We start from the raw sequence: 18,900 nt of genomic DNA on the forward strand, positions 1-18,900 counted from the left end.
TCCGTAGTGCTACAGTCGAACCACTACGAACAGAGTACTCAGGGGGACCCCATGCGGAAGCTCGTCTACTACGTCGGCACGTCGCTCGACGGCTACATCGCCGGACCGGAGCACGAGGTCGACTTCTTCGCCCTCTCGGAGAAGATGCTCACCTGGATCTGCGAGCAGTACCCCGAGACCCTGCCGCACGCGTTCCGCGAGTCGCTGGGGCTCGCCGACGCGCCGAACCAGCACTTCGACACGCTGCTGATGGGACTCGGGACCTATCGGCCGGCCATGGACGTGGGCATCACCCGGCCCTACCCGCACCTGCGCGAGGTCGTGGTCTCCTCCACGCTCGACGCGCCCGATCCCGCCCTCGAGGTCGTCCGCGGCGACGTCGTCGAGCGGGTCCGGGAGCTGAAGTCGCAGGACGGGCAGGACATCTGGCTGTGCGGGGGCGGGCGGCTCGCCGGGAGCCTGCTGCCGGAGATCGACGAGATCGTGCTCAAGCGGTACCCGGTCGTGGCCGGGTCCGGGCGGCCCGTGGTCGACGGCCCCTTCCGGCCGACGGCGTTCCGCCCCACGGACTCGGTCGCGTTTGACAACGGGGCTCTCGTCACCTGGTTCGAACGGGCCTGACAGCGGTCAACGCCTGCGGCGCAGCCAGCCGACCAGGCGCCAGAGCAGCCACCCCAGCAGCGCGACGCCGAGCCAGGGGAGCACGGCCCCGAGCGCCTCGACGCTCGCGTTGACGACGGCGACCAACGCGTTCCAGCCCGACTGCAGGCCGCCGACGAAGCCGCCGGGGTCGACCGACTCGGCGCCGTCGCGGGTGACGAGCTCGACCGACAGCGTCGAGAGGTCCACCTGGTCGCGCACCGCGCGCCGCTGGGCCTGGAGCGACTCCAGGTCCGCCTGGCGCTCCGACAGCGCCCGCTCGACGGCCAGCAGTGCCTCTGCGTCGTCGGCGTCGGTGAGGATCTCGAGCAGACGATCGACCGACGTGGTGAGGCTGCGGATGCGGGCGTCGAGATCGGCCACCCGGTCGGTCACGTCCTCACGCGCGACGTCGAGCCCCGTGACGGTGCCGTAGGTGCGCAGCTGCGCCACCGTGCGGTCGACGGCGTCGGCCGGGACCCGCACGACGAGGGACGCCGACGTCACCCGCCCGCGCGTGTCGGACTCGTCGCTCGTGTACTCGGCCCGCTGGTCGATGCGTCCTCCGGCTCGATCGACCCAGGCAGCCAGGGCGTCCGCCACCTCCGCCGGCGCCGAGACACGAACGGTGGCGGAGCCGGTCGTGACGACCTGGCGCTCGGACTGCTCGACGTCGGGCAGCTCCTGTGCAGTGGCTTCGTCGGTCTCCACCTCGGCGCGGAGGCCTCCCGCGGCGTCCTCGGGCTGCTGAGGTGCAGCGGCCACGTCGGCGCTGCTGTCGGCACTCGTCGCGTCACCACCGTCGGGGGCGACCAGCAGCGACGTCCCGAGGCCGCCGATGACGACGACCACGCACGCGGCGGCCGCGCCCCCCACCACGCGCCGGGCGCGACGGCCGCGACGCGTCACGTCGGCGTCCACCTGGTGCATCACACCCTGGCGCATCCGGCCGATCCGCTCGTCGCCGAGGCCGTCCAGCTCCTCGTCCCCACGTCCGGTCATGACGTCTCCCTCATCGCGCGCAGGTCGGCGCGGAGCCGGCCGCGCAGTCGGTGCAGACGGTTGCGGACCACGGCGTGGGTCACGCCGAGCTCACGGGCCGCCTGCTCGTAGCTGTGGTCACCGTCGATGCACAGGGCGTAGAGCCGCTGGGCCAGCTCGCCGAGGGCCGCGACCGCGGCGTCGATCTCGACCCGAGCCAGCTCGGCCTCCACCGTCGACTCGACGTCGTGCCGGGCGGGGAGGTCCTCGTCGAGCTCCACGGTGCGGCGTCGCGCCGCCTTGCGGGCCGCGTTCAGGGCCACCTGGCGAGCGGTCACGAGCAACCAGGGCAGCACGGACTCGTCGACTAGTCGGATCGTGCGCGAGCGACGCCACGCGACCACGAAGGTCTCCTGCGTGACGTCCTCGGCCGCGTCGGCGTCGCGCACGACGCGGAAGGCCTGCCAGTAGACGGCCCGGACGTGCCGGTCGTAGAGCGTGCCGAACGCGTCGCGGTCACCGGTGCTCGCTCGCTGGAGCAGGCCGACGTCCGTGTCGGGGTCGGCGCCGACGTCGGGTGCGGAGGCGCTGTTCACGGGGGGCCTGCTCACAGGGGCCTCCTGACGGGTGGTCACACCAGGTACGTGTCGGTGGACGTCACATCGTCTCACCGGCGGCACCGCGCGTGCCCGAACTAGGATCGGTCCATGCATCCCGCCCGGGCCGCCGCCGTCGCGCTCGTGGGCGCCGTGCTGCTGTCCGGCTGCACCGGGTCGCCGCCCGCCCCAGGCGGGGGCGAGCAGTTCGCTGCGGCGCGACTCCCTCTGCTGGAAGCCGTACCGGAGCCGGTGCCGGAGCCACCGAAGCCCGACGTGAGCCGCACGATGTTCGCGGCGGCCACGCTCTCGTCCTTCGCGGGACCGCTCGACGCCTGCCGGGGACCGGTGGCGATCGACGTGCAGGAAGAAGGGCGTCCGCTCCTCGTCTCCGAGCACGACTACTGCGGAGGTGCGGCGTGGATCCCCGCACTGGGTCCGGGCGACACCGTCGAGCTCGGCGGGCCGGGCGTCGACGCCGGGCTCTACGAGGTCTCGGTCGTCGACCGTCACCAGCGCCGCAACGTATACGTCAAGGACCTTCGACCGGAGGCCGACGTGGTCCTCCAGACGTGTCTGTCGAAGACCCAGCTGGTCCTCGTTGCACTGACGAAGGTCCCGGACGCGTCGGTGTGACGGTCGGTCGGGACCCGGTTGCCGGGACCGGAAGGACTAGTCCTTCGACGCCGACGTGGTGGCCACGACCCGACGGACGGTCGGTCCGCTGACCATCATGCCGCCGAAACAGTGCATCTCGAGTCGCCCTCTGTCCAACGATCAGGCCTGGAAGCGCAGTGCACATCGTGCGCCGCTCAGTCGCCCAGCCGCCGGCTGAGGCGCCTCGTCGGGAACAGTGCATCCACGAAGAGTCCGGTCAGACCATAGTTCGTTGGGACCAGGAAAAGATGGCCCGTAACTTCCAGGACGGCTCGGGACTTTAGGCCCTACCTTCTTCTCAGGGAGCGCCACCAACAGGGGTGGCGGAGCGGCCGGTCACCGGCGGCTCACCATTCTGAGGGAGAACACCATGTACGCATTCAGCACCGTCCTCGCCTTCGTCGCCGGCCTCAAGGACCGCCGCGACGAGAAGGGCGCCACCGCCGTCGAGTACGGCCTGCTCGTGGCACTCATCGCCGCCGTCCTGATCCTCGTGGTCGGGTTCCTCGGTGGCGACGTCCGTGACGCCTTCGGCGGTATCGAGTCGGCCATCGACAACAACCCCAACGGCTGATCGAGAACCTGCGGCGGTGTCGCGAGCTCGGGCTTGCGACACCGCCTGCTCGATCATCACGAGCGGTCCTGAGGAATTGAGGCCTCGGCATCGACTCACGCCACCCACCGGAGAGGGAGCCCGGAGGGCGGCACAGCAAGCAACAGGGTGAGGGACCGTCCCGCGACGGGGTGCACAGGCATCTCGGGGCGTCCTGTCTGGCGTCCCCACCACCCCTCACGGTCCGGGGTCATGGACCGTGCGCTTCACGAGAACAGGGAGATCTTCGTGAACAAGCAACTTCTGGCCATCGGTGCAGCCGTGCTGCTGGCCGTGCTCGGGTTCGCCGCCCTCTTCGCCTACGCGAAGGGTGCCGACGACCGGGCCTTCGAGGGGACCGAGCGCACCACGGTGCTGCGGGTCACCCAGGAGGTGGCGTCCAAGACGCCCGCCTCCGAGCTGAGCGCTGCCGTCGAGGCCGTCGAGCTGCCCAAGGCAGCCGTCGTGCCCGGTGCCGTCACCGACCTGTCCGAGCTCGAGGGTCTGGTCACGCGCGGCGTGCTCGTGCCCGGCGACCAGCTGACCGCCGCCAAGTTCGCCCAGGCCGACGACGTCAAGGGTGACGCCGCCGTGCCCAAGGGCATGCAGGAGCTGTCGATCCTGCTCGAGGGCCAGCGGATCGTCGGCGGGGCCCTGGCGCCCGGCGACACGGTCGGCGTGGTCGCCAGCTACAGCGGGAGCAGCGCCATGGCCGTCGACGGCGTGCCGGTGCTCAAGGTCGACGCCGGGGTCGGCGACGGCCAGAGCACGGCCGGCGCCACCGTGACGGTCGCGGTCAAGACCGCCGACGTCACGAAGATCGTCAACGCCATGGAGTTCGGCAAGGTCTGGATCACCAAGCAGAACGAGGACACCGACAACGGTGGCGGTGGCGTCATCACGTCCGACGAGGTGCTGGACCGATGAGCCTCGTCCTGATCGTCGGCGGCGACGACGAGCTCGCCGCCCGGGTGGAGGCCACCATCGGCCACCAGTGCGTGACGCTCGGTGCCGACGCGTTGCAGGGGGACTCCACCAGCTTCCTGCGCGGCCTCGACCCCACCGTCATCCCCGACGCCATGATCCTCACGTCCGCGGTGCCGCTCGCCGCGTCGATGGCCCTGGCGCGCGAGGTCGCGGCCGTCCGGCCCGACGTCGACCTGGTGCTGGTCGCGGCGACCGAGAAGGAGATCATGCTCGAGGCGATGCGGTCAGGCATCCGCGACGTGGCTCCGAGCATCGACGACCCGAGCCTGCTGGCCGGACTGCGGGCACGGCTGGACGCCCGCGCGCCTACCGCGTCGGGCGACCCGCTCAAGCTGGCCCCCAAGACCATGCCCGTCGACTTCCGGTCCCGCACCATGACGGTGCTGTCGCCGAAGGGCGGCGTGGGGAAGACCAGCATCTCGACGAACCTTGCGGTGTCGCTCGCGCAGCAGTCGCCGATGGAGGTCGTGCTGGTCGACCTGGACCTGCAGTTCGGCGACGTCTCGACAGTGCTGGACCTGCGCCCGTCGCACACGCTCGAGGACGCCTTCGGTCCCGGCGCGCACGACAACCTGCTGCTCAAGACGTACCTGACGGTGCACGACGCCGGCTTCTTCGTCCTCTGCGGCGCCGAGAGCCCGGCCGCGAACGACCACGTCACGGCGGAGCAGGTGAGCGCGCTCGTGCGACAGCTGCAGGAGCAGTTCCGCTACGTGGTCCTGGACACGGCCGCCGGACTCGAGGAGGCGACCCTCGGAGCCCTCGAGGCGAGCGACGACGCGATCCTCGTCTCGACGATGGACATCGCCTGCCTGCGCAGTGTCCGCAAGGAGATCGAGCTGTTGGGCGAGCTGTCGCTGATGCCGCCGTCGCGCCACGTCGTGCTCAACTTCGCCGACAAGCAGTCGGGCCTGAAGGTCAAGGACGTGGAGGCGCTGCTCGGTGTGCCGGTGGACCTGGTGCTGCCGCGCGCCAAGGAGGTGCCGGTCGCGTCGAACAAGGGCGTGCCGCTCGTCGTCACCAGCAAGTCGAACCCGTTCGCCAAGGCGGTCAAGTCGCTGTCGAAGAAGATCTACGACCGTGCGCGCGCCACCGAGGGCAAGCAGGGCCACAAGCGGCTGGAGGTGGCGTGACCATGCGGCTGAGCGACCGCCTCGCGAGTGCGCGCGAGACCAGCACCTTCTCCTCGTCCGTGGTCGAGGAGGAGCTGGAGGAGGTCGAGGCCACCGGTGCTCTCGGTGACGCCTACGCGACCATGAAGGCCCGCGCCTCCGAGGCGCTGCTCGACCGGATCGGGGCGCGCATCAACGACCCGAGCCTGACCGAGGAGCAGCTGCACACCTTCGTGCGCGAGGAGCTCACCGCCGTCATCGAGGGTGACCAGCAGCTGCTGCTGAGCTCCGACGAGCGACGTCGACTGGTCCGCGACGTCGAGGACGACGCGATCGGACTCGGCCCTCTGGAGCGCATGCTCGAGGACGAGTCCATCACCGAGATCATGGTCAACCGCTTCGACCAGGTGTACGTGGAGCGTCGCGGCCGGCTGACCCAGGTCGCCACCCGCTTCGCCTCCGAGGAGCACCTGCGTCGCGTGATCGAGCGCATCGTCAGCAAGGTCGGTCGGCGCATCGACGAGTCGTCGCCGCTCGTGGACGCGCGGCTCTCGGACGGGTCCCGCGTGAACGCCGTCATCCCGCCGCTGGCCGTCGACGGCTCGTCGCTGACCATCCGCAAGTTCAGCAAGGACCCGTTCACGGTCAGCGACCTCATCGGCTTCGGCAGCATGACCGAGCAGATGGCCCAGCTCCTGCACGCCTGCGTGCAGGCCAAGCTCAACATCCTGGTCAGCGGCGGCACCGGCACCGGCAAGACGACGCTGCTGAACGTCCTCAGCCGGTTCATCCCGGCGGGGGAGCGGATCGTCACGATCGAGGACGCCGTCGAGCTCAACCTCCAGCAGCCGCACGTGGTGCGCATGGAGGCGCGGCCGGCCAACATCGAGGGCAGCGGCGAGGTGACGATCCGTGACCTGGTGCGCAACTCGCTGCGCATGCGTCCGGACCGCATCGTCGTCGGCGAGTGTCGTGGCGGCGAGGCGCTCGACATGCTCCAGGCCATGAACACGGGCCACGACGGCTCCCTCTCCACGCTGCACGCCAACTCGCCCCGCGACGCCATGTCGCGGCTCGAGACGCTGGTGCTCATGGCGGGCATGGACCTGCCGCTGCGGGCGATCCGCGAGCAGGCCGCCAGCGCGGTCGACCTCATCGTGCAGATCCAGCGACTGCGCGACGGGACGCGCCGCGTCGTGAACGTGACCGAGGTGCTCGGCATGGAGGGTGACACCGTCGTGCTGCAGGACGTGTTCACGTTCGACTTCGCCGCCGGGGTCGACGAGCACGGGAAGTTCCGCGGCCACGCGATCCCGACCGGGATCCGTCCACGGTTCAGCGAGCGCTTCGAGGACCACGGCATCGCGTTCGACCTGGAGAACCTGGTGCGTCAGGCGAGGGTGGGGTGACCCGATGCTGATCATCGGAGCGGTCCTCGTGCTCGCCGCGGTCTTCTGCGGCTACCTGGCCGTGGTCGGGATGCCGGAGACGCGAGGCACGCGTGGCCGTGTGGCCGAGTACGCCGTGCTCGAGCGCAAGCCGCTGCTCAGGCGGATGAACGACGGTGCCGTCTCGACGGTGGAGGGTGTGCTGAGCCGTCGAGGCTGGCGGCCGTTCACCTCCGACGAGCTCGAGCTGGCCGGCATGAGGTCGTCGGTCGCCGCGCTCGTGGTGCTCGTCCTCGCCCTCGGTGGAGGGACCTTCTTCGGGCTGGTGGCCCTGCAGCAGCCGGTGCTGCTCTCCTTCGTGGCCTCGCTGCTGGTGCCCGTCGTGGCCAAGGTGGTGGTGCGCACCAAGGTGGGTCGGCGACGCAAGCGGTTCGCCGGGCAGCTCGGGTCGCTGCTGCAGATGATGGCGTCCTCGCTGCGGGCCGGCCAGAGCCTGCCCACGGCCATGGACGCGGCGTCGCGCGACGCGGACTCGCCGATGGCCGAGGAGCTGACGCGGGTCGTCAACGAGTACCGCATCGGCCGTGACCTGGTGGACGCGATGGAGCAGGTCGCCGACCGGATGGAGTCCGACGACTTCCGCTGGATCGCCCAGGCCATCGAGGCCCAGCGCGAGACCGGCGGCAACCTGAACGAGATCCTCGACCAGGTGGCCGAGACCATCCGCGAGCGGCACCACATCCGCGAGCAGGTGATGGCGCTGTCGGCCGAGGGCCGGATCTCGGCCTACGTGCTGATGGCCCTGCCCATCGGCATCGGGATCTACTACTCGATGGTCGCGGCCGACCGCATGGGGGTCTTCATCGACTCGGGCATCGGAAAGCTCATCATGCTCGGCTGCGGCGTCATGTACGTGCTGGGTGGCTTCTGGATGCGGTCCATCGTGCGGATCGAGTTCTGACATGGTCCTGCTCGCAGCACTGCTCCTGCTCATGGCTCTCGGCCTGGCCCTCGTGGGCGCCGGCGTGGTGGCCGCGCCCGGGGGTGGAGCCGTCCGCAAGCGGGTCAAGACCCTGACCCGCGTCCCCGACAGCGTGGCCGACAGCGGCGTGCAGAAGGTCGACGAGACGCGCGCCGACCTGTGGGAGCGCTTCACGCCGAGCACCCTGCTCAAGCGGCTCGAGCGCAACATGGTGCTGGCCGGCCACCCCGAGGGGTGGACGCGCGAGCGGGTGGTGCTCATGAAGCCCGCCGGCGCGCTCTTCGGCCTGCTCTTCGGGTCGATGCTCCTGAGCCGGTTCGACCACCCGCTGATGCCGCTGGCGGCGGCCGGGTCCGTGGTCCTGTGCTACTTCGTCCCGGACCTGCTCGTGTACAACTACGCGGTCAAGCGCCAGGAGGACATCCAGAAGGCCCTGCCCGACCTGCTCGACCAGATCGTCATCTCGCTCGAGGCCGGCGTCGGCTTCGAGGCGGCGCTGGCCAAGGCCGGCGAGCGCGGCAGGGGTCCGCTCAACGACGAGCTCGTGCGGCTGATGCAGGACATGAGCCTGGGCATGTCGCGCAAGGAGGCCTACCTGTCGCTCGCCGACCGCACGTCGGTCGACGAGCTGCGCGCCTTCTGCAAGGCCGTGGTGCAGGCCGAGGAGTTCGGCGTCTCGATCGCGAGCGTCGTGCGCAGCCAGGCCAAGGAGATGCGGATAAGCCGGCGCCGTCGGGCGGAGGCCAAGGCCCAGCAGGTCCCGGTCAAGATCCTGATCCCGCTCATGACCTGCATCCTGCCGGTGCTGTTCGCGATCGTGCTGGGCCCGGCCATCGTCTACGCCTACGCCGTCAACTGACCACTCGGACCACAACTGAAGACGCCGGCTCCCGCCGGCCCCACAAGCTCCCCGGACCGCGGTTTCCCTGTTGCCCCGGTCCGGGGCCTCAGCGGGCCGTCCCCGACTCCCGTCGGGGGCGGCTCGCTCTGATTTCCGCGCCTGCCGTCCGGGCGCGTCCACCGGTCGCACGTGACGCCGGCCACTTGACAGGAGCAGGGGGGTTGTCAAGTGGCTTGACAGTTAGTACCGTTCTGTCAAGTGATCCGCGCCGCACCCCGCAGCGTCGCGACCGGCAGCAGGAGGTACATCATGACGATCTCGGCCACCGTCGACGGCCGCACCGTCGAGTGGAACGACAGGAAGCGCCATCTGTGGATCATGGGCGCGATCATCCCGCTCATCCCGCTCACCATGTGGGGCATGTACGCCGCCACCGGGTGGAGCGGCGTGTGGTTCTTCGGCCCGTTCTTCGTGTTCGTCCTCATCCCGCTCTTCGACCTGATGGCCGGGCTCGACCCGAACAACCCGCCGGACGAGCTCATCGAGGCGCTGGAGGAGGACCGCTACTACCGCTGGGTCACCTACGCGTTCATCCCGCTCCAGCTCGTCGGCTTCATCTGGGGCGCCTACCTGCTCGGCGGCGGCACGCTGCCCGGCATCCCCGACCCGCTGAGCGTCCTCGAGAGGATCGGGCTGGCCACGGGCCTCGGCATGGTCGCCGGTATCGGCATCAACACCGCCCACGAGCTCGGCCACAAGAAGGAGGAGCACGAGCGCTGGTTCGCCCGCATCGCCCTCGCGCAGACCTTCTACGGCCACTTCTACATCGAGCACAACCGGGGCCACCACGTCCGGGTCGCCACCCCCGAGGACCCCGCCAGCAGCCGGCTGGGCGAGACGGTCTGGGAGTTCATGCCGCGCACCGTCCTGGGCAGCCTGAAGAGCGCCTGGTCGCTGGAGAAGAAGCGGTTCGCCCGGCTCGGCAAGAGCCCGTTCAGCCTGAGGAACGACGTCATCAACGCCTGGGCGTTCAGCGTGGTGCTGTGGGGCGCGCTGACCGTCGCCTTCGGCCCCGAGATCCTGCCCTACCTCGTGCTCCAGGCCGTCCTGGGCATCTGGCTGCTGGAGTCGGTCAACTTCCTCGAGCACTACGGCATGAAGCGTCGGAAGCTGGAGTCCGGCCGCTACGAGCGGGTCAACCCGTCGCACAGCTGGAACAGCAACAACATCGGCACCAACGTGCTGCTCTACCACCTGCAGCGGCACAGCGACCACCACGCCAACCCGACGCGTCGCTACCAGGCCCTGCGCGACTTCAAGGAGGCTCCCGTGCTGCCCACCGGGTACGCCGGCATGATCGTCGCGACGTGGATCCCGGCCGTGTGGCGTCGGGTCATGGACGAGCGCGTGCTGTCGCACTACGACGGCGACGTGAACCAGGCCAACCTGCATCCGCGCATGGCGGACCGGTACCGGGCGCGCTACGGTTCCGCGACCGCGACCGCCACCGATCTCGAGGGAGCCGCCTGACATGGCCCGCTTCATCTGCCCGAACTGCGAGTACGTGTACGACGAGGCCGTCGGGGACCCTCGCGAGGGGTGGCCGCCCGGCACGGCGTTCGCCGACGTCGACGCCGACTGGACGTGCCCCGACTGCGGCGTGCGCGAGCAGGTCGACTTCGTGCCCGAGGCCGAGTTCACCGGCAACGACCAGGACGGCGACATCATCAGTGCCGAGACGCGGGCCGCACGGGCCCGCGAGCAGGCGGAGCAGGCCCGGATCGAACAAGGACAGCGAGGAGCGCAGCAGTGAAGGTGTGGGAGTGCCAGCAGTGCGGATTCATCTACGACGAGGCCCAGGGCTGGGAGGAGGAGGGCTTCCCACCGGGCACGAAGTGGGAGGATATCCCCGACGACTGGACCTGTCCGGACTGCGGCGCGGCCAAGGCCGACTTCACGATGACGCAGGTCGGCTGAGTCGATGACCGTGACCACGGACCGCTTCGTGATCGTCGGCGCCGGCATCGCGGGCGTCAGCGCGGCCGGCGCAGCGCGCCTGGCCGGCTTCGAGGGCGAGATCGTCCTGATCGGCGACGAGCCGGAGCTGCCCTACCGTCGGCCCCCGGTCTCGAAGGAGGTCGTGCGGGGCGAGAAGGGTCCTGACGACATCCGCATCCGCAAGGCGGAGTGGTACGAGCAGCAGCGCATAGACCTCCGCACGGACGAGGCGGTCGCGTCCGTCTCCGTGGAGGACCACGAGGTCACGCTGGCCTCGGGCGAGGTGATCGGCTACGGGAGCCTCCTGCTCGCCACCGGCGGCTCGGCGCGCACGCTCGACGCCGTCACCACCGAGGCGGGCGCCGCCGGCGTGCGGACGTTGCGGTCCCTCGCCGACGTCGACGGCATCGTCTCCGCCCTCGGGCCCGGCCGGCCCGTCGTGGTCGTCGGCGCCGGGTTGATCGGGTCCGAGATCGCCGCCAGCGCACGGGAGCGAGGTGCGGAGGTGACACTTCTCGAGGCCGCCGCGTCGCCGCTGCCGCACCTGCTGCCGCCGGCGCTCGGCGACTTCTACGCCGCGCTCCACGCCGAGCAGGGAACCCATCTGCACTGCGGGGTGGAGGTCACCTCCATCGACGCCGGCACCGGGGACGCCGCCGGCCACACCGTCGTGTCCGCCGCCGACGGTCGTGCGTGGTCCGCGCCCGTCGTGGTGGTCGCCGTCGGCATGGCGCCGAACAGCCGGCTCGCCGTCGAGGCCGGCATCGAGGTCGAGGGCGGTGCGATCGTCGTCGACGACCACGGCCGCACCAACGCCCCCGACGTGTACGCCGCCGGCGACGTCGCCCTGCTCCCGAGCGGGGTGCTCGGTGGGATGCACCGTGTGGAGCACTGGCAGGGAGCGCAGAACCACGGCGCCGCGGTCGGCAAGGTCGTGGCCGGCCAGGACCTGGCCTTCGACGAGGTCCCGTGGTGCTGGTCCGACCAGTACGGGCACACGCTGCAGGTGACGGGCTGGCCGGCTGCCGGCCACGACGTCGCCCTGCGCGGCTCGCTCGAGGCCCGCGACTTCACCGCGTTCTACCTCGACGGCGGCGTGCTGCGCGGTGCCGTGGCGCTCGGCCGCCCGGCCGACGTGCGGCTCGCGCGCCGCTGGATCGCCGAAGGTGCGCGGCCCGAGGCCGGGCTGCTCGTGGAGTCCGACGATCTCGCGGAGGCACTCACCGAGGTACCGGCGTGACCGTCGCCGCCGACCTTGGCGCAGCGACGTACGGTGCCGTCGTGCCCTCCATGCGCGAACGCCTCCTCGACGCGGCCCAGCAGGTCGTCGAGTCCGAGGGGTGGAGCGCGATCACGATGTCGCGGATCGCCCGGCTGGCCGGGGTGAGTCGTCAGACCGTGCACAACGAGCTCGGCACGAAGCACGCCCTGGCGCAGGCGCTGGCGCTGCGTGAGCTCGACCGCTTCCTCGCCGTCGTGCGCGACCGCCTGCGGGAGGCCGACGACATCGTGTCCGGCGTCCGGGCGGCCTGCCGGGGTGCCCTCGAGCTGGGGGAGCGCAGCGTCCTCGTCCGCACGATCGTCACGTCGGTCCCCTCGGAGCAGGACGGCGACCTGCTGGCGATCCTCACCACCGAGTCCGGCGAGATCGTGGAGGCGGCGTCGGCCGTGGTCAAGGCCGAGCTGGTCGACCAGTTCTCGCCGCTGCCGTTCGCCGACGCCGAGCTCGACGTGGCCGTCGAGGTGGTGGTGCGGCTCGTGCTCTCGTCGATCACGCGACCGTCGAAGCCGGCCCGCGAGGCGGCCGACGAGGTGGCCTGGATGCTGGGTCTGGCCATCGCCGGGCGCGAGGCGTCGGGCTCCGCGGTGGCTGCTCCTGGCTCCGGGGCCTAGATCCAGCGGCTGAACCACATCCGGCGGTACCAGGCGTCGTAGGAGATCAGCGCGTCGGTCCAGATCGGCTGGAAGAACCAGAAGAGGGCCACGGTGGCCACCACGAGCAGGCCCACCACCAGCCCCACGGCGTAGCGCTGACGCGCTGTGGTGGCCGCTCGCCGCGCCTCGTCGACCAGCAGGCAGACGGCGACGATCATGAACGGGAGCACGACCACGGCGTAGAAGCTGAAGATCGGTCGGTCGGTGCTGAGGAACCAGGGCAGCCATCCTGCGGCGACGCCGACCACCGGCACCGCCCAGCGACCGTCGCGGGTCCGGAACCACGCGACGACCGAGGCGATCACCGCGAGGGACCCGGTCCACCACACGGCGGGGTTCCCGAGGGCGGTCACCACCCGCATGCACGACGAGTCGGCCGGAGCGCCGCAGGTGGCGGCGGGCAGGTCGTTCTGCGCGTCGAAGGCCACCGGCCGCTCGAGCACGAGCCAGCCGAGCGGGTTCGAGGCGTAGGGGTGCGTCTTGCCCGCGAGGTAGTCGCCGGTGTGGAAGTCGAACAGCATCGCGTGGAAGTGCCAGAGCGACCGGAAGGCGTCGGTGACCGCACCGAGCGCGCCGGGGGTGGGCGAGGCGACGTAGGCGCCCCACGACGGATCGCCCAGGCCGTAGCGCTCGGCGTACAGCTCGTGGTGCAGCAGGAACCCGGTCCACGACACGAGGTAGACCACGAGGGTCACGCCGACGATCGTCACGAAGGCCGGCAGCCCGGTGACCAGGGTCGTGCGGATCCAGCCGAAGCGTGGTCCCGACGACCCGGTCTCCCGTGCGTGGCTGCGTCGGGCCAGCACCTCCCACGCCACGACGACGAGGCCGAACGCGGCGAGTGCGTAGAGACCGCTCCACTTCGTGGCCGTCGCCATGCCGAAGCAGAGTCCGGCGGCGAGCTGCCAGGGTCGCCAGGGCCGGTGGCGGTCGAGCCGTGCGCGGACGGCGTCGCGGTCGGCGACGAGGCAGGCCACGGCGGCGACCACCCAGAAGGCGAGGAACACGTCGAGCAGGGCGGTGCGCGACATCACGAGGTGCATGCCGTCGAGGCACAGGAGCAGCCCGGCCAGGCAGCCCACCCACGTCGACCCGGTGAGCCGGCGTACGAGCCGGGCCAGCACCAGGACGGTGAGGGCACCGACGACGGCGGCCGAGACGCGCCACCCGAAGGAGTCCATGCCGAACAGCTGCTCACCGAGCGCGATGAGCCACTTCCCACCGTCGGGATGGGCGATGTAGGCGGGCTGGCCGGTCATCAGGTCCGCGAGGTCGCCCGCCACGATCTTGTCGTTGGCGTCCTCGACGAAGTCCTGCACGTAGCCGTGCTGCAGCAGCGAGTACGCGTCCTTGGCGTAGTAGGTCTCGTCGAAGACCAGCAGGTTCGGCCGTCCGAGGTGCCACAGCCGCAGCACCAGCGCGAGCACCGCCACGGACAGCGGGCCCACCCACCCCACGACGCGCTCCCGCTCCCACCCTCGCACCCGCCCATCCTGCCAGCCCCCACGAGCGGTGACTTCTCCACCGAATGGCGTGTTCGGGCACCGGCGGTGAGAATTCCACGCTCTCAGTGCTGAGACGGTGGAACCCTCACCGCTCGACGGGCTCGATGCCGTCGAACCCCTTCAGGCGGACCAGCGGCTCGGCGGTCAGTGCCTCCCACAGGTCGCCGAACACGGGCGGGGGACCCTCGTAGCCGGCCCGCACCATCGCGCGGTGGACCTCGAGGACGGTGGTCCGCGGCTGGGTCAGCATCCTCGTCGTCACCTGCACGTAGTGCCACGAACCGTCGCGCAGGCCGCCGTAGCGGTGAATGTCTCGCTGGAACTGCTGCGTGCTCAGGGCGTGCTGCCGACCTTCGAACTCGACGACCAGACGGATCGACCGGTAGACCAGGTCGCCGCGGGCGAGGAATCGACCGGAGTGGTCGTGGACGTCGGCGTTCACCTCGGGGACGGGCAACCCGGCGGCGACCAAGAGGCACCGCAGGTGACTCTCCGGGAGACTCGCTGCCCGTCCGTCGACCATCGGCAGCCACTGCTCGACCCGACCGCTCGCGGCGCGCCAGTGCTGATCTCGCAGGAGGTCACGGAGCAGGTCGAGCCGCAGGTGACCCCGATGGAGGAGCCAGTCGGCCACCTGGACGATCTCCAGCGGGGTGAGCTCGGCCGCGGCCATCAGGAAGGCGCCCTCGACGTCGACCGATCCCGCCCGGTGGGGTGGCATGCGGGAGGTGCGGTGGACGAAGATCCGCTGGAACCGGAGGTGGTGGTCGCGGGCCAGCGTGAAGCGGAGTGGCACGAGGTCGTCGAACTCCAGTCCGAGCGGCACCAGCCGGGTCAGGTGGCTGAGACAGGCGTCGTCGGGAAGAGCCAGACGAGCCGCAGCGATGAGGGCGTTGGCGTCGAGAACCGTGTCGCGGTGCCGGTAGACCCGCGGGAACTCCTCGACGAAGCGCCTGTGCTCGAGCATGCGAGCGGTGACGCCGACGGCCATGGCTTCGTCGCGGTGGAAAGCACGTCCGACGAGGGTGTCCGGAAGAGGGCTGGGGTGGCGCATTCCTCCATCCGACTCGGCTGGAGGCGAGGAGGCGAGGGGGCTCTGCGAGCCTGTGGAGAACGCCAGGCGTCGGCCTCATTGCCCCTGTGGACACGCTCGAGCGGTGCGGATTCCACCGTCTCAGCGCTGAGACGGTGGAATCCGCACCCGCCGCGGCAGGCATGCCGCATTCGGTGGAGAAGTCACCGCTCGGGGGTGGGAGGATGGGGGGATGCTGATCCTCGCGGCGACTCCCATCGGGCGGGCGGACGACGCGTCGCCGAGGCTCGTCGCTGCGCTCGGGTCGGCCGACGTCGTGGCGGCGGAGGACACGCGACGTCTGCGCAGGCTCGCGGCCGACCTCGGTGCGACGGTCGGTGGGCGGATCGTCTCCTACTTCGAGGGCAACGAGCGCGAGCGCACCCCCGAGCTGGTGGAGCACCTCCAGGACGGGCTCGACGTGCTGCTCGTGACCGACGCCGGCATGCCGAGCGTCTCCGACCCGGGCTACCGACTGGTGGTCGCGGCACTCGAGGCCGACGTCGACGTGCACGCCATCCCCGGCCCCTCGGCGGTGCTCACGGCCCTGGCCGTCAGCGGGCTGCCGGTCGACCGGTTCTGCTTCGAGGGGTTCCCGCCACGGAAGGCCGGCGAGCGCGACCGCGCCTTCGCCGCACTCTCCACCGAGCCCCGCACCATGGTGTTCTTCGAGTCGCCGCACCGCACCCGTGCCACGCTCGCCGCCCTGGCCGCGGCCCTCGGCGACGACCGTCCCGCCGCCGTGTGCCGCGAGCTGACCAAGACCTACGAGGAGGTCGCGCGCGGCACGCTCGCCGAGCTGGTGGCCTGGGTCGACGAGCAGGAGCACGGCGTCCGCGGCGAGGTCACGCTCGTGGTGTCCGGCCACGTGGCCGTCGCCGCCGACCTCGACGACGACGCCCTCCGGTCCCTGGTCGCCGCCGCCGAGTCCACCGGGCTCAGCCGCAAGGACGCCGTCGCCCAGGTGGTCGCCGACACCGGCGTGCGCAAGCGCGTGGTCTACGACGCCGCCCACGCGCGCTGACCAGCCGCCTGCCGACCCCGCCCCGGCCGACGCACCCCGACCCCCGCCTGCTCGACGCAGCGCCGGACCTCCGGGCCGCGGTCACTAGGATCGTGGCGTGTCCTACTACGTCACCACGCCGATCTACTACGTCAACGACGCGCCGCACATCGGCCACGGCTACACGACGGTCATCGGCGACATCCTCACCCGCTGGCACCGGCAGCGCGGCGAGGACGTCTGGTACCTGACGGGCACCGACGAGCACGGCCTCAAGGTGCTCCGCAAGGCCGAGCAGAACGGCGTCACGCCGCAGGAGTGGACCGACCGGCTGGTCGAGACGGAGTGGAAGCCGCTGCTCGAGACGCTCGACATCGCCAACGACGACTTCATCCGCACCAGCGAGGCGCGCCACGAGGCGGGGTCGCAGGCGTTCTGGCAGGACCTCTACGACCGCGGCGAGGTCTACAAGGGCGAGTTCACCGGCTGGTACTCCGTGGGGTCGGAGGAGTTCGTGGCCGAGGACGACGTCGCCGACGGCGAGGGCGACGACGAGGGCCACAAGGTCTCCGCGCTCGACGGCTCCCGGGTGGAGCACATGACCGAGGAGAACTACTTCTTCCCGCTCAGCAAGTACGCCGACCGCCTGCTCGAGCTCTACGAGAGCAACCCCGACTTCATCCAGCCCGAGTCGGCGCGCAACGAGGTCGTCTCGTTCGTGCGCCGCGGGCTCAAGGACCTCTCCATCAGTCGGTCCACGTTCGACTGGGGCATCAAGGTCCCGTGGGACCACTCGCACGTCATGTACGTGTGGATCGAGGCGCTCCTCAACTACGTGACGGCGGCGGGCTACGGCGTCGACGACGAGCGCTTCGGCGAGCTCTGGCCGGCCGACGTGCACCTCGTCGGCAAGGACATCGCCCGGTTCCACGCCGTCATCTGGCCGGCCATGCTCATGGCCGCAGGCCGCCCGGTGCCGCACCGCGTGTTCGCCCACGGCTGGCTGCTGGTCGGCGGGCAGAAGATGAGCAAGAGCAAGGCCAACGGCATCCGTCCCGACGAGCTGGTCGACGTGTTCGGGTCCGACGCCTACCGCTACTACTTCGCGCGGGCGCTCACGTTCGGAGCCGACGGCTCGATCTCCTGGGAGGACATGCGGGCCCGGTACCACGCCGAGCTGGCCAACGGCTTCGGCAACCTGGCCTCGCGAGTGGCCGCCATGATCGGCAAGTACTTCGACGGCACGCTGCCCGCCGCCGGCCCGCACGGCCCGGCCGAGGACGCCCTCGTCGCGCTGGTCGAGGAGTCCGTGCTGGAGGCCGACCGCGCGATCGACCGGATCGCCCCGCAGGACGCGCTCGCCCAGGTGTGGCGGATCGTCGAGGCGCTCAACGGCTACCTCACCGAGCAGGCGCCGTGGCAGGTGGCGAAGGACGAGACGCAGCGCGAGCGCCTGGCCACGATCCTCGTCACGGCCGCCGAGGGGCTGCGCGTGCTGGCGGTGCTGCTCAACCCCGTCATGCCGAAGGCGTCGGCGTCGCTGTGGGAGTCCTTGGGTGCCGAGCCGGCGCTGGGTGCGCTGGCCGACCAGCGCATCGCCGCGTCAGCGGCCTGGGGCCGGCTGCCCGAGGGCTCGGTGATCACGAAGGTCCCGAGCCTGTTCCCGCGCATCGAGGACGCCGAGTGACCGACGCGGGCTCGGCCCGCTGGCCCTGGCCGGACGCGCCCGAGCCGTTGCCGTCGCCGGTGGTCGACAACCACTGCCACCTCGACCACCGGATCAAGGGTGGCCTCGTCATCGACGTCGACGACGCCCTCGACCGTGCTGCCGCGGTCAACGTGAACCGCATCGTGCAGGTCGGCTGCGACCTCGAGGGGTCCCGGTGGGCGGTCGAGACGGCCCGGGCCCACCCGGCCGTCGTCGCCGCCGTGGCCCTGCACCCCAACGAGGCGCCACTGCTCGACGCCGACGGCACGCTCGACGCGGCCCTGGCCGAGATCGACGCGCTCGCGCAGGACCCTCAGGTGCGGGCGGTGGGGGAGACCGGGCTCGACTACTTCCGCACCGGGCCAGACGGTCGCGACGCGCAGCACCGCTCGTTCCGTGCCCACGTGGCCATGGCGAAGCGCCACGACCGCACGCTCGTCATCCACGACCGCGACGCCCACGACGACGTGCTCGCGCTCCTGGACGACGAGGGCGTGCCCGAGCGCACGGTCATGCACTGCTTCTCCGGTGACGCCGACGTCGCCCGTCGGTGCCTCGACCGCGGCGCGTACCTGTCGTTCTCGGGCACCGTCACGTTCAAGAACGCCGAGCCGCTGCGCGAGGCGCTCGCGATCACGCCGACGGATCGGATCCTCGTCGAGACCGATGCGCCGTTCCTCACACCGATGCCGCACCGCGGGCGCCCGAACGCCTCGTTCCTCGTCCCGTTGACGGTGCGTTTCATGGCTGAGTTCCTGGGCCGATCCGTCGACGACCTCTGCCGGGCCATCGACGAGAACACCGACCGCGCGTTCGGCGGATCCTGGCAGCAGCACGGCTCCGCTGTTTGACGGCACGGGCCTCCTGTCGCAGGGTGGTGAGGCTGCCCATCTCCAGCCGTCCC

The 18,900-nt window shown here is 71.0% G+C and carries 20 protein-coding genes; 16 read left to right on the forward strand and 4 right to left on the reverse strand.

What is annotated here, in order from left to right:
• The first annotated feature begins 51 nt into the window (after window positions 1-51).
• The gene (locus RQG84_RS00290) at window positions 52-621 is read left to right on the forward strand and encodes a dihydrofolate reductase family protein (protein ID WP_311208339.1); all 570 of its coding nucleotides are present in this window, start codon (window positions 52-54) and stop codon (window positions 619-621) included.
• A 6-nt stretch (window positions 622-627) separates the two neighbouring features.
• Here the strand turns inward: RQG84_RS00290 and RQG84_RS00295 are convergent, their stop codons facing one another.
• Together RQG84_RS00295 and RQG84_RS00300 are read right to left on the reverse strand one after the other, a co-directional pair.
• Entirely contained in the window at window positions 628-1,641 is a 1,014-nt protein-coding gene (locus RQG84_RS00295) for a DUF4349 domain-containing protein (RefSeq protein ID WP_311208340.1), read from the reverse strand.
• Window positions 1,638-2,231 carry a sigma-70 family RNA polymerase sigma factor gene (locus tag RQG84_RS00300; protein WP_311208341.1) on the reverse strand — a complete coding sequence of 198 codons (594 nt, stop codon included), beginning with the start codon at window positions 2,229-2,231 and terminating at the stop codon, window positions 1,638-1,640. The genes RQG84_RS00295 and RQG84_RS00300 overlap by 4 nt, the downstream gene beginning before the upstream one ends.
• 96 nt (window positions 2,232-2,327) lie before the next feature.
• Between RQG84_RS00300 and RQG84_RS00305 the strand changes: the two genes are divergently transcribed.
• From RQG84_RS00305 to RQG84_RS00360, 12 genes are all read left to right on the forward strand, one after another.
• The gene (locus tag RQG84_RS00305) at window positions 2,328-2,852 is read left to right on the forward strand and encodes a hypothetical protein (RefSeq protein WP_311208342.1); all 525 of its coding nucleotides are present in this window, start codon (window positions 2,328-2,330) and stop codon (window positions 2,850-2,852) included.
• Between the two features lie 391 nt (window positions 2,853-3,243).
• On the forward strand, window positions 3,244-3,447 hold the full coding sequence (locus tag RQG84_RS00310) for a Flp family type IVb pilin (protein WP_311208343.1): 204 nt from the start codon (window positions 3,244-3,246) through the stop codon (window positions 3,445-3,447).
• 231 nt (window positions 3,448-3,678) lie between these two features.
• Complete coding sequence (locus RQG84_RS00315; RefSeq protein ID WP_311208344.1) at window positions 3,679-4,392, forward strand: RcpC/CpaB family pilus assembly protein; 714 nt, start codon at window positions 3,679-3,681, stop codon at window positions 4,390-4,392.
• Complete coding sequence (locus RQG84_RS00320; RefSeq protein WP_311208345.1) at window positions 4,389-5,585, forward strand: P-loop NTPase; 1,197 nt, start codon at window positions 4,389-4,391, stop codon at window positions 5,583-5,585. Before RQG84_RS00315 ends, RQG84_RS00320 begins: the two co-directional genes overlap by 4 nt.
• Before the next feature lie 2 nt (window positions 5,586-5,587).
• On the forward strand, window positions 5,588-6,973 hold the full coding sequence (locus tag RQG84_RS00325) for a CpaF family protein (RefSeq protein WP_055970252.1): 1,386 nt from the start codon (window positions 5,588-5,590) through the stop codon (window positions 6,971-6,973).
• A 4-nt stretch (window positions 6,974-6,977) separates the two neighbouring features.
• Window positions 6,978-7,913, forward strand: coding sequence for a type II secretion system F family protein (locus RQG84_RS00330; RefSeq protein ID WP_311208346.1), 936 nt, complete (start codon window positions 6,978-6,980; stop codon window positions 7,911-7,913).
• 1 nt (window position 7,914) lies between these two features.
• Window positions 7,915-8,793 (forward strand): type II secretion system F family protein, encoded by an 879-nt coding sequence (locus tag RQG84_RS00335; RefSeq protein WP_311208347.1) that lies wholly within the window; start codon window positions 7,915-7,917, stop codon window positions 8,791-8,793.
• Window positions 8,794-9,084: 291 nt separating this feature from the next.
• Window positions 9,085-10,305, forward strand: a complete 1,221-nt coding sequence (locus tag RQG84_RS00340) for an alkane 1-monooxygenase (RefSeq protein ID WP_311208348.1) — start codon at window positions 9,085-9,087, stop codon at window positions 10,303-10,305.
• Window position 10,306: 1 nt separating this feature from the next.
• Window positions 10,307-10,588 carry a rubredoxin gene (locus RQG84_RS00345; RefSeq protein ID WP_311208349.1) on the forward strand — a complete coding sequence of 94 codons (282 nt, stop codon included), beginning with the start codon at window positions 10,307-10,309 and terminating at the stop codon, window positions 10,586-10,588.
• Window positions 10,585-10,752: a rubredoxin gene (locus tag RQG84_RS00350; RefSeq protein ID WP_055969034.1), complete on the forward strand. Its 168-nt coding sequence runs from the start codon at window positions 10,585-10,587 to the stop codon at window positions 10,750-10,752. Before RQG84_RS00345 ends, RQG84_RS00350 begins: the two co-directional genes overlap by 4 nt.
• Window positions 10,753-10,756: 4 nt before the next feature.
• Window positions 10,757-12,013, forward strand: a complete 1,257-nt coding sequence (locus RQG84_RS00355; RefSeq protein WP_311208350.1) for an FAD-dependent oxidoreductase — start codon at window positions 10,757-10,759, stop codon at window positions 12,011-12,013.
• Between the two features lie 50 nt (window positions 12,014-12,063).
• Window positions 12,064-12,666, forward strand: coding sequence for a TetR/AcrR family transcriptional regulator (locus RQG84_RS00360; protein ID WP_235497463.1), 603 nt, complete (start codon window positions 12,064-12,066; stop codon window positions 12,664-12,666).
• Here the strand turns inward: RQG84_RS00360 and RQG84_RS00365 are convergent.
• On the reverse strand, window positions 12,663-14,192 hold the full coding sequence (locus RQG84_RS00365) for a phospholipid carrier-dependent glycosyltransferase (RefSeq protein WP_311208351.1): 1,530 nt from the start codon (window positions 14,190-14,192) through the stop codon (window positions 12,663-12,665). The genes RQG84_RS00360 and RQG84_RS00365 overlap by 4 nt on opposite strands.
• Window positions 14,193-14,298: 106 nt before the next feature.
• The gene (locus RQG84_RS00370) at window positions 14,299-15,267 is read right to left on the reverse strand and encodes a hypothetical protein (RefSeq protein ID WP_311208352.1); all 969 of its coding nucleotides are present in this window, start codon (window positions 15,265-15,267) and stop codon (window positions 14,299-14,301) included.
• A 211-nt stretch (window positions 15,268-15,478) separates the two neighbouring features.
• Between RQG84_RS00370 and rsmI the strand changes: the two genes are divergently transcribed.
• From rsmI to RQG84_RS00385, 3 genes are all read left to right on the forward strand, one after another.
• The gene (gene rsmI / locus RQG84_RS00375; RefSeq protein ID WP_311208353.1) at window positions 15,479-16,309 is read left to right on the forward strand and encodes a 16S rRNA (cytidine(1402)-2'-O)-methyltransferase; all 831 of its coding nucleotides are present in this window, start codon (window positions 15,479-15,481) and stop codon (window positions 16,307-16,309) included.
• Between the two features lie 97 nt (window positions 16,310-16,406).
• The gene (gene metG / locus RQG84_RS00380) at window positions 16,407-17,975 is read left to right on the forward strand and encodes a methionine--tRNA ligase (RefSeq protein WP_311208354.1); all 1,569 of its coding nucleotides are present in this window, start codon (window positions 16,407-16,409) and stop codon (window positions 17,973-17,975) included.
• Window positions 17,972-18,847 (forward strand): TatD family hydrolase, encoded by an 876-nt coding sequence (locus RQG84_RS00385; protein ID WP_055969013.1) that lies wholly within the window; start codon window positions 17,972-17,974, stop codon window positions 18,845-18,847. The genes metG and RQG84_RS00385 overlap by 4 nt, the downstream gene beginning before the upstream one ends.
• Window positions 18,848-18,900: the final 53 nt, after the last annotated feature.

This window comes from Aeromicrobium sp. WCS2018Hpa-31 (assembly GCF_031843905.1).
Classification (GTDB): Bacteria; Actinomycetota; Actinomycetes; order Propionibacteriales; family Nocardioidaceae; genus Aeromicrobium.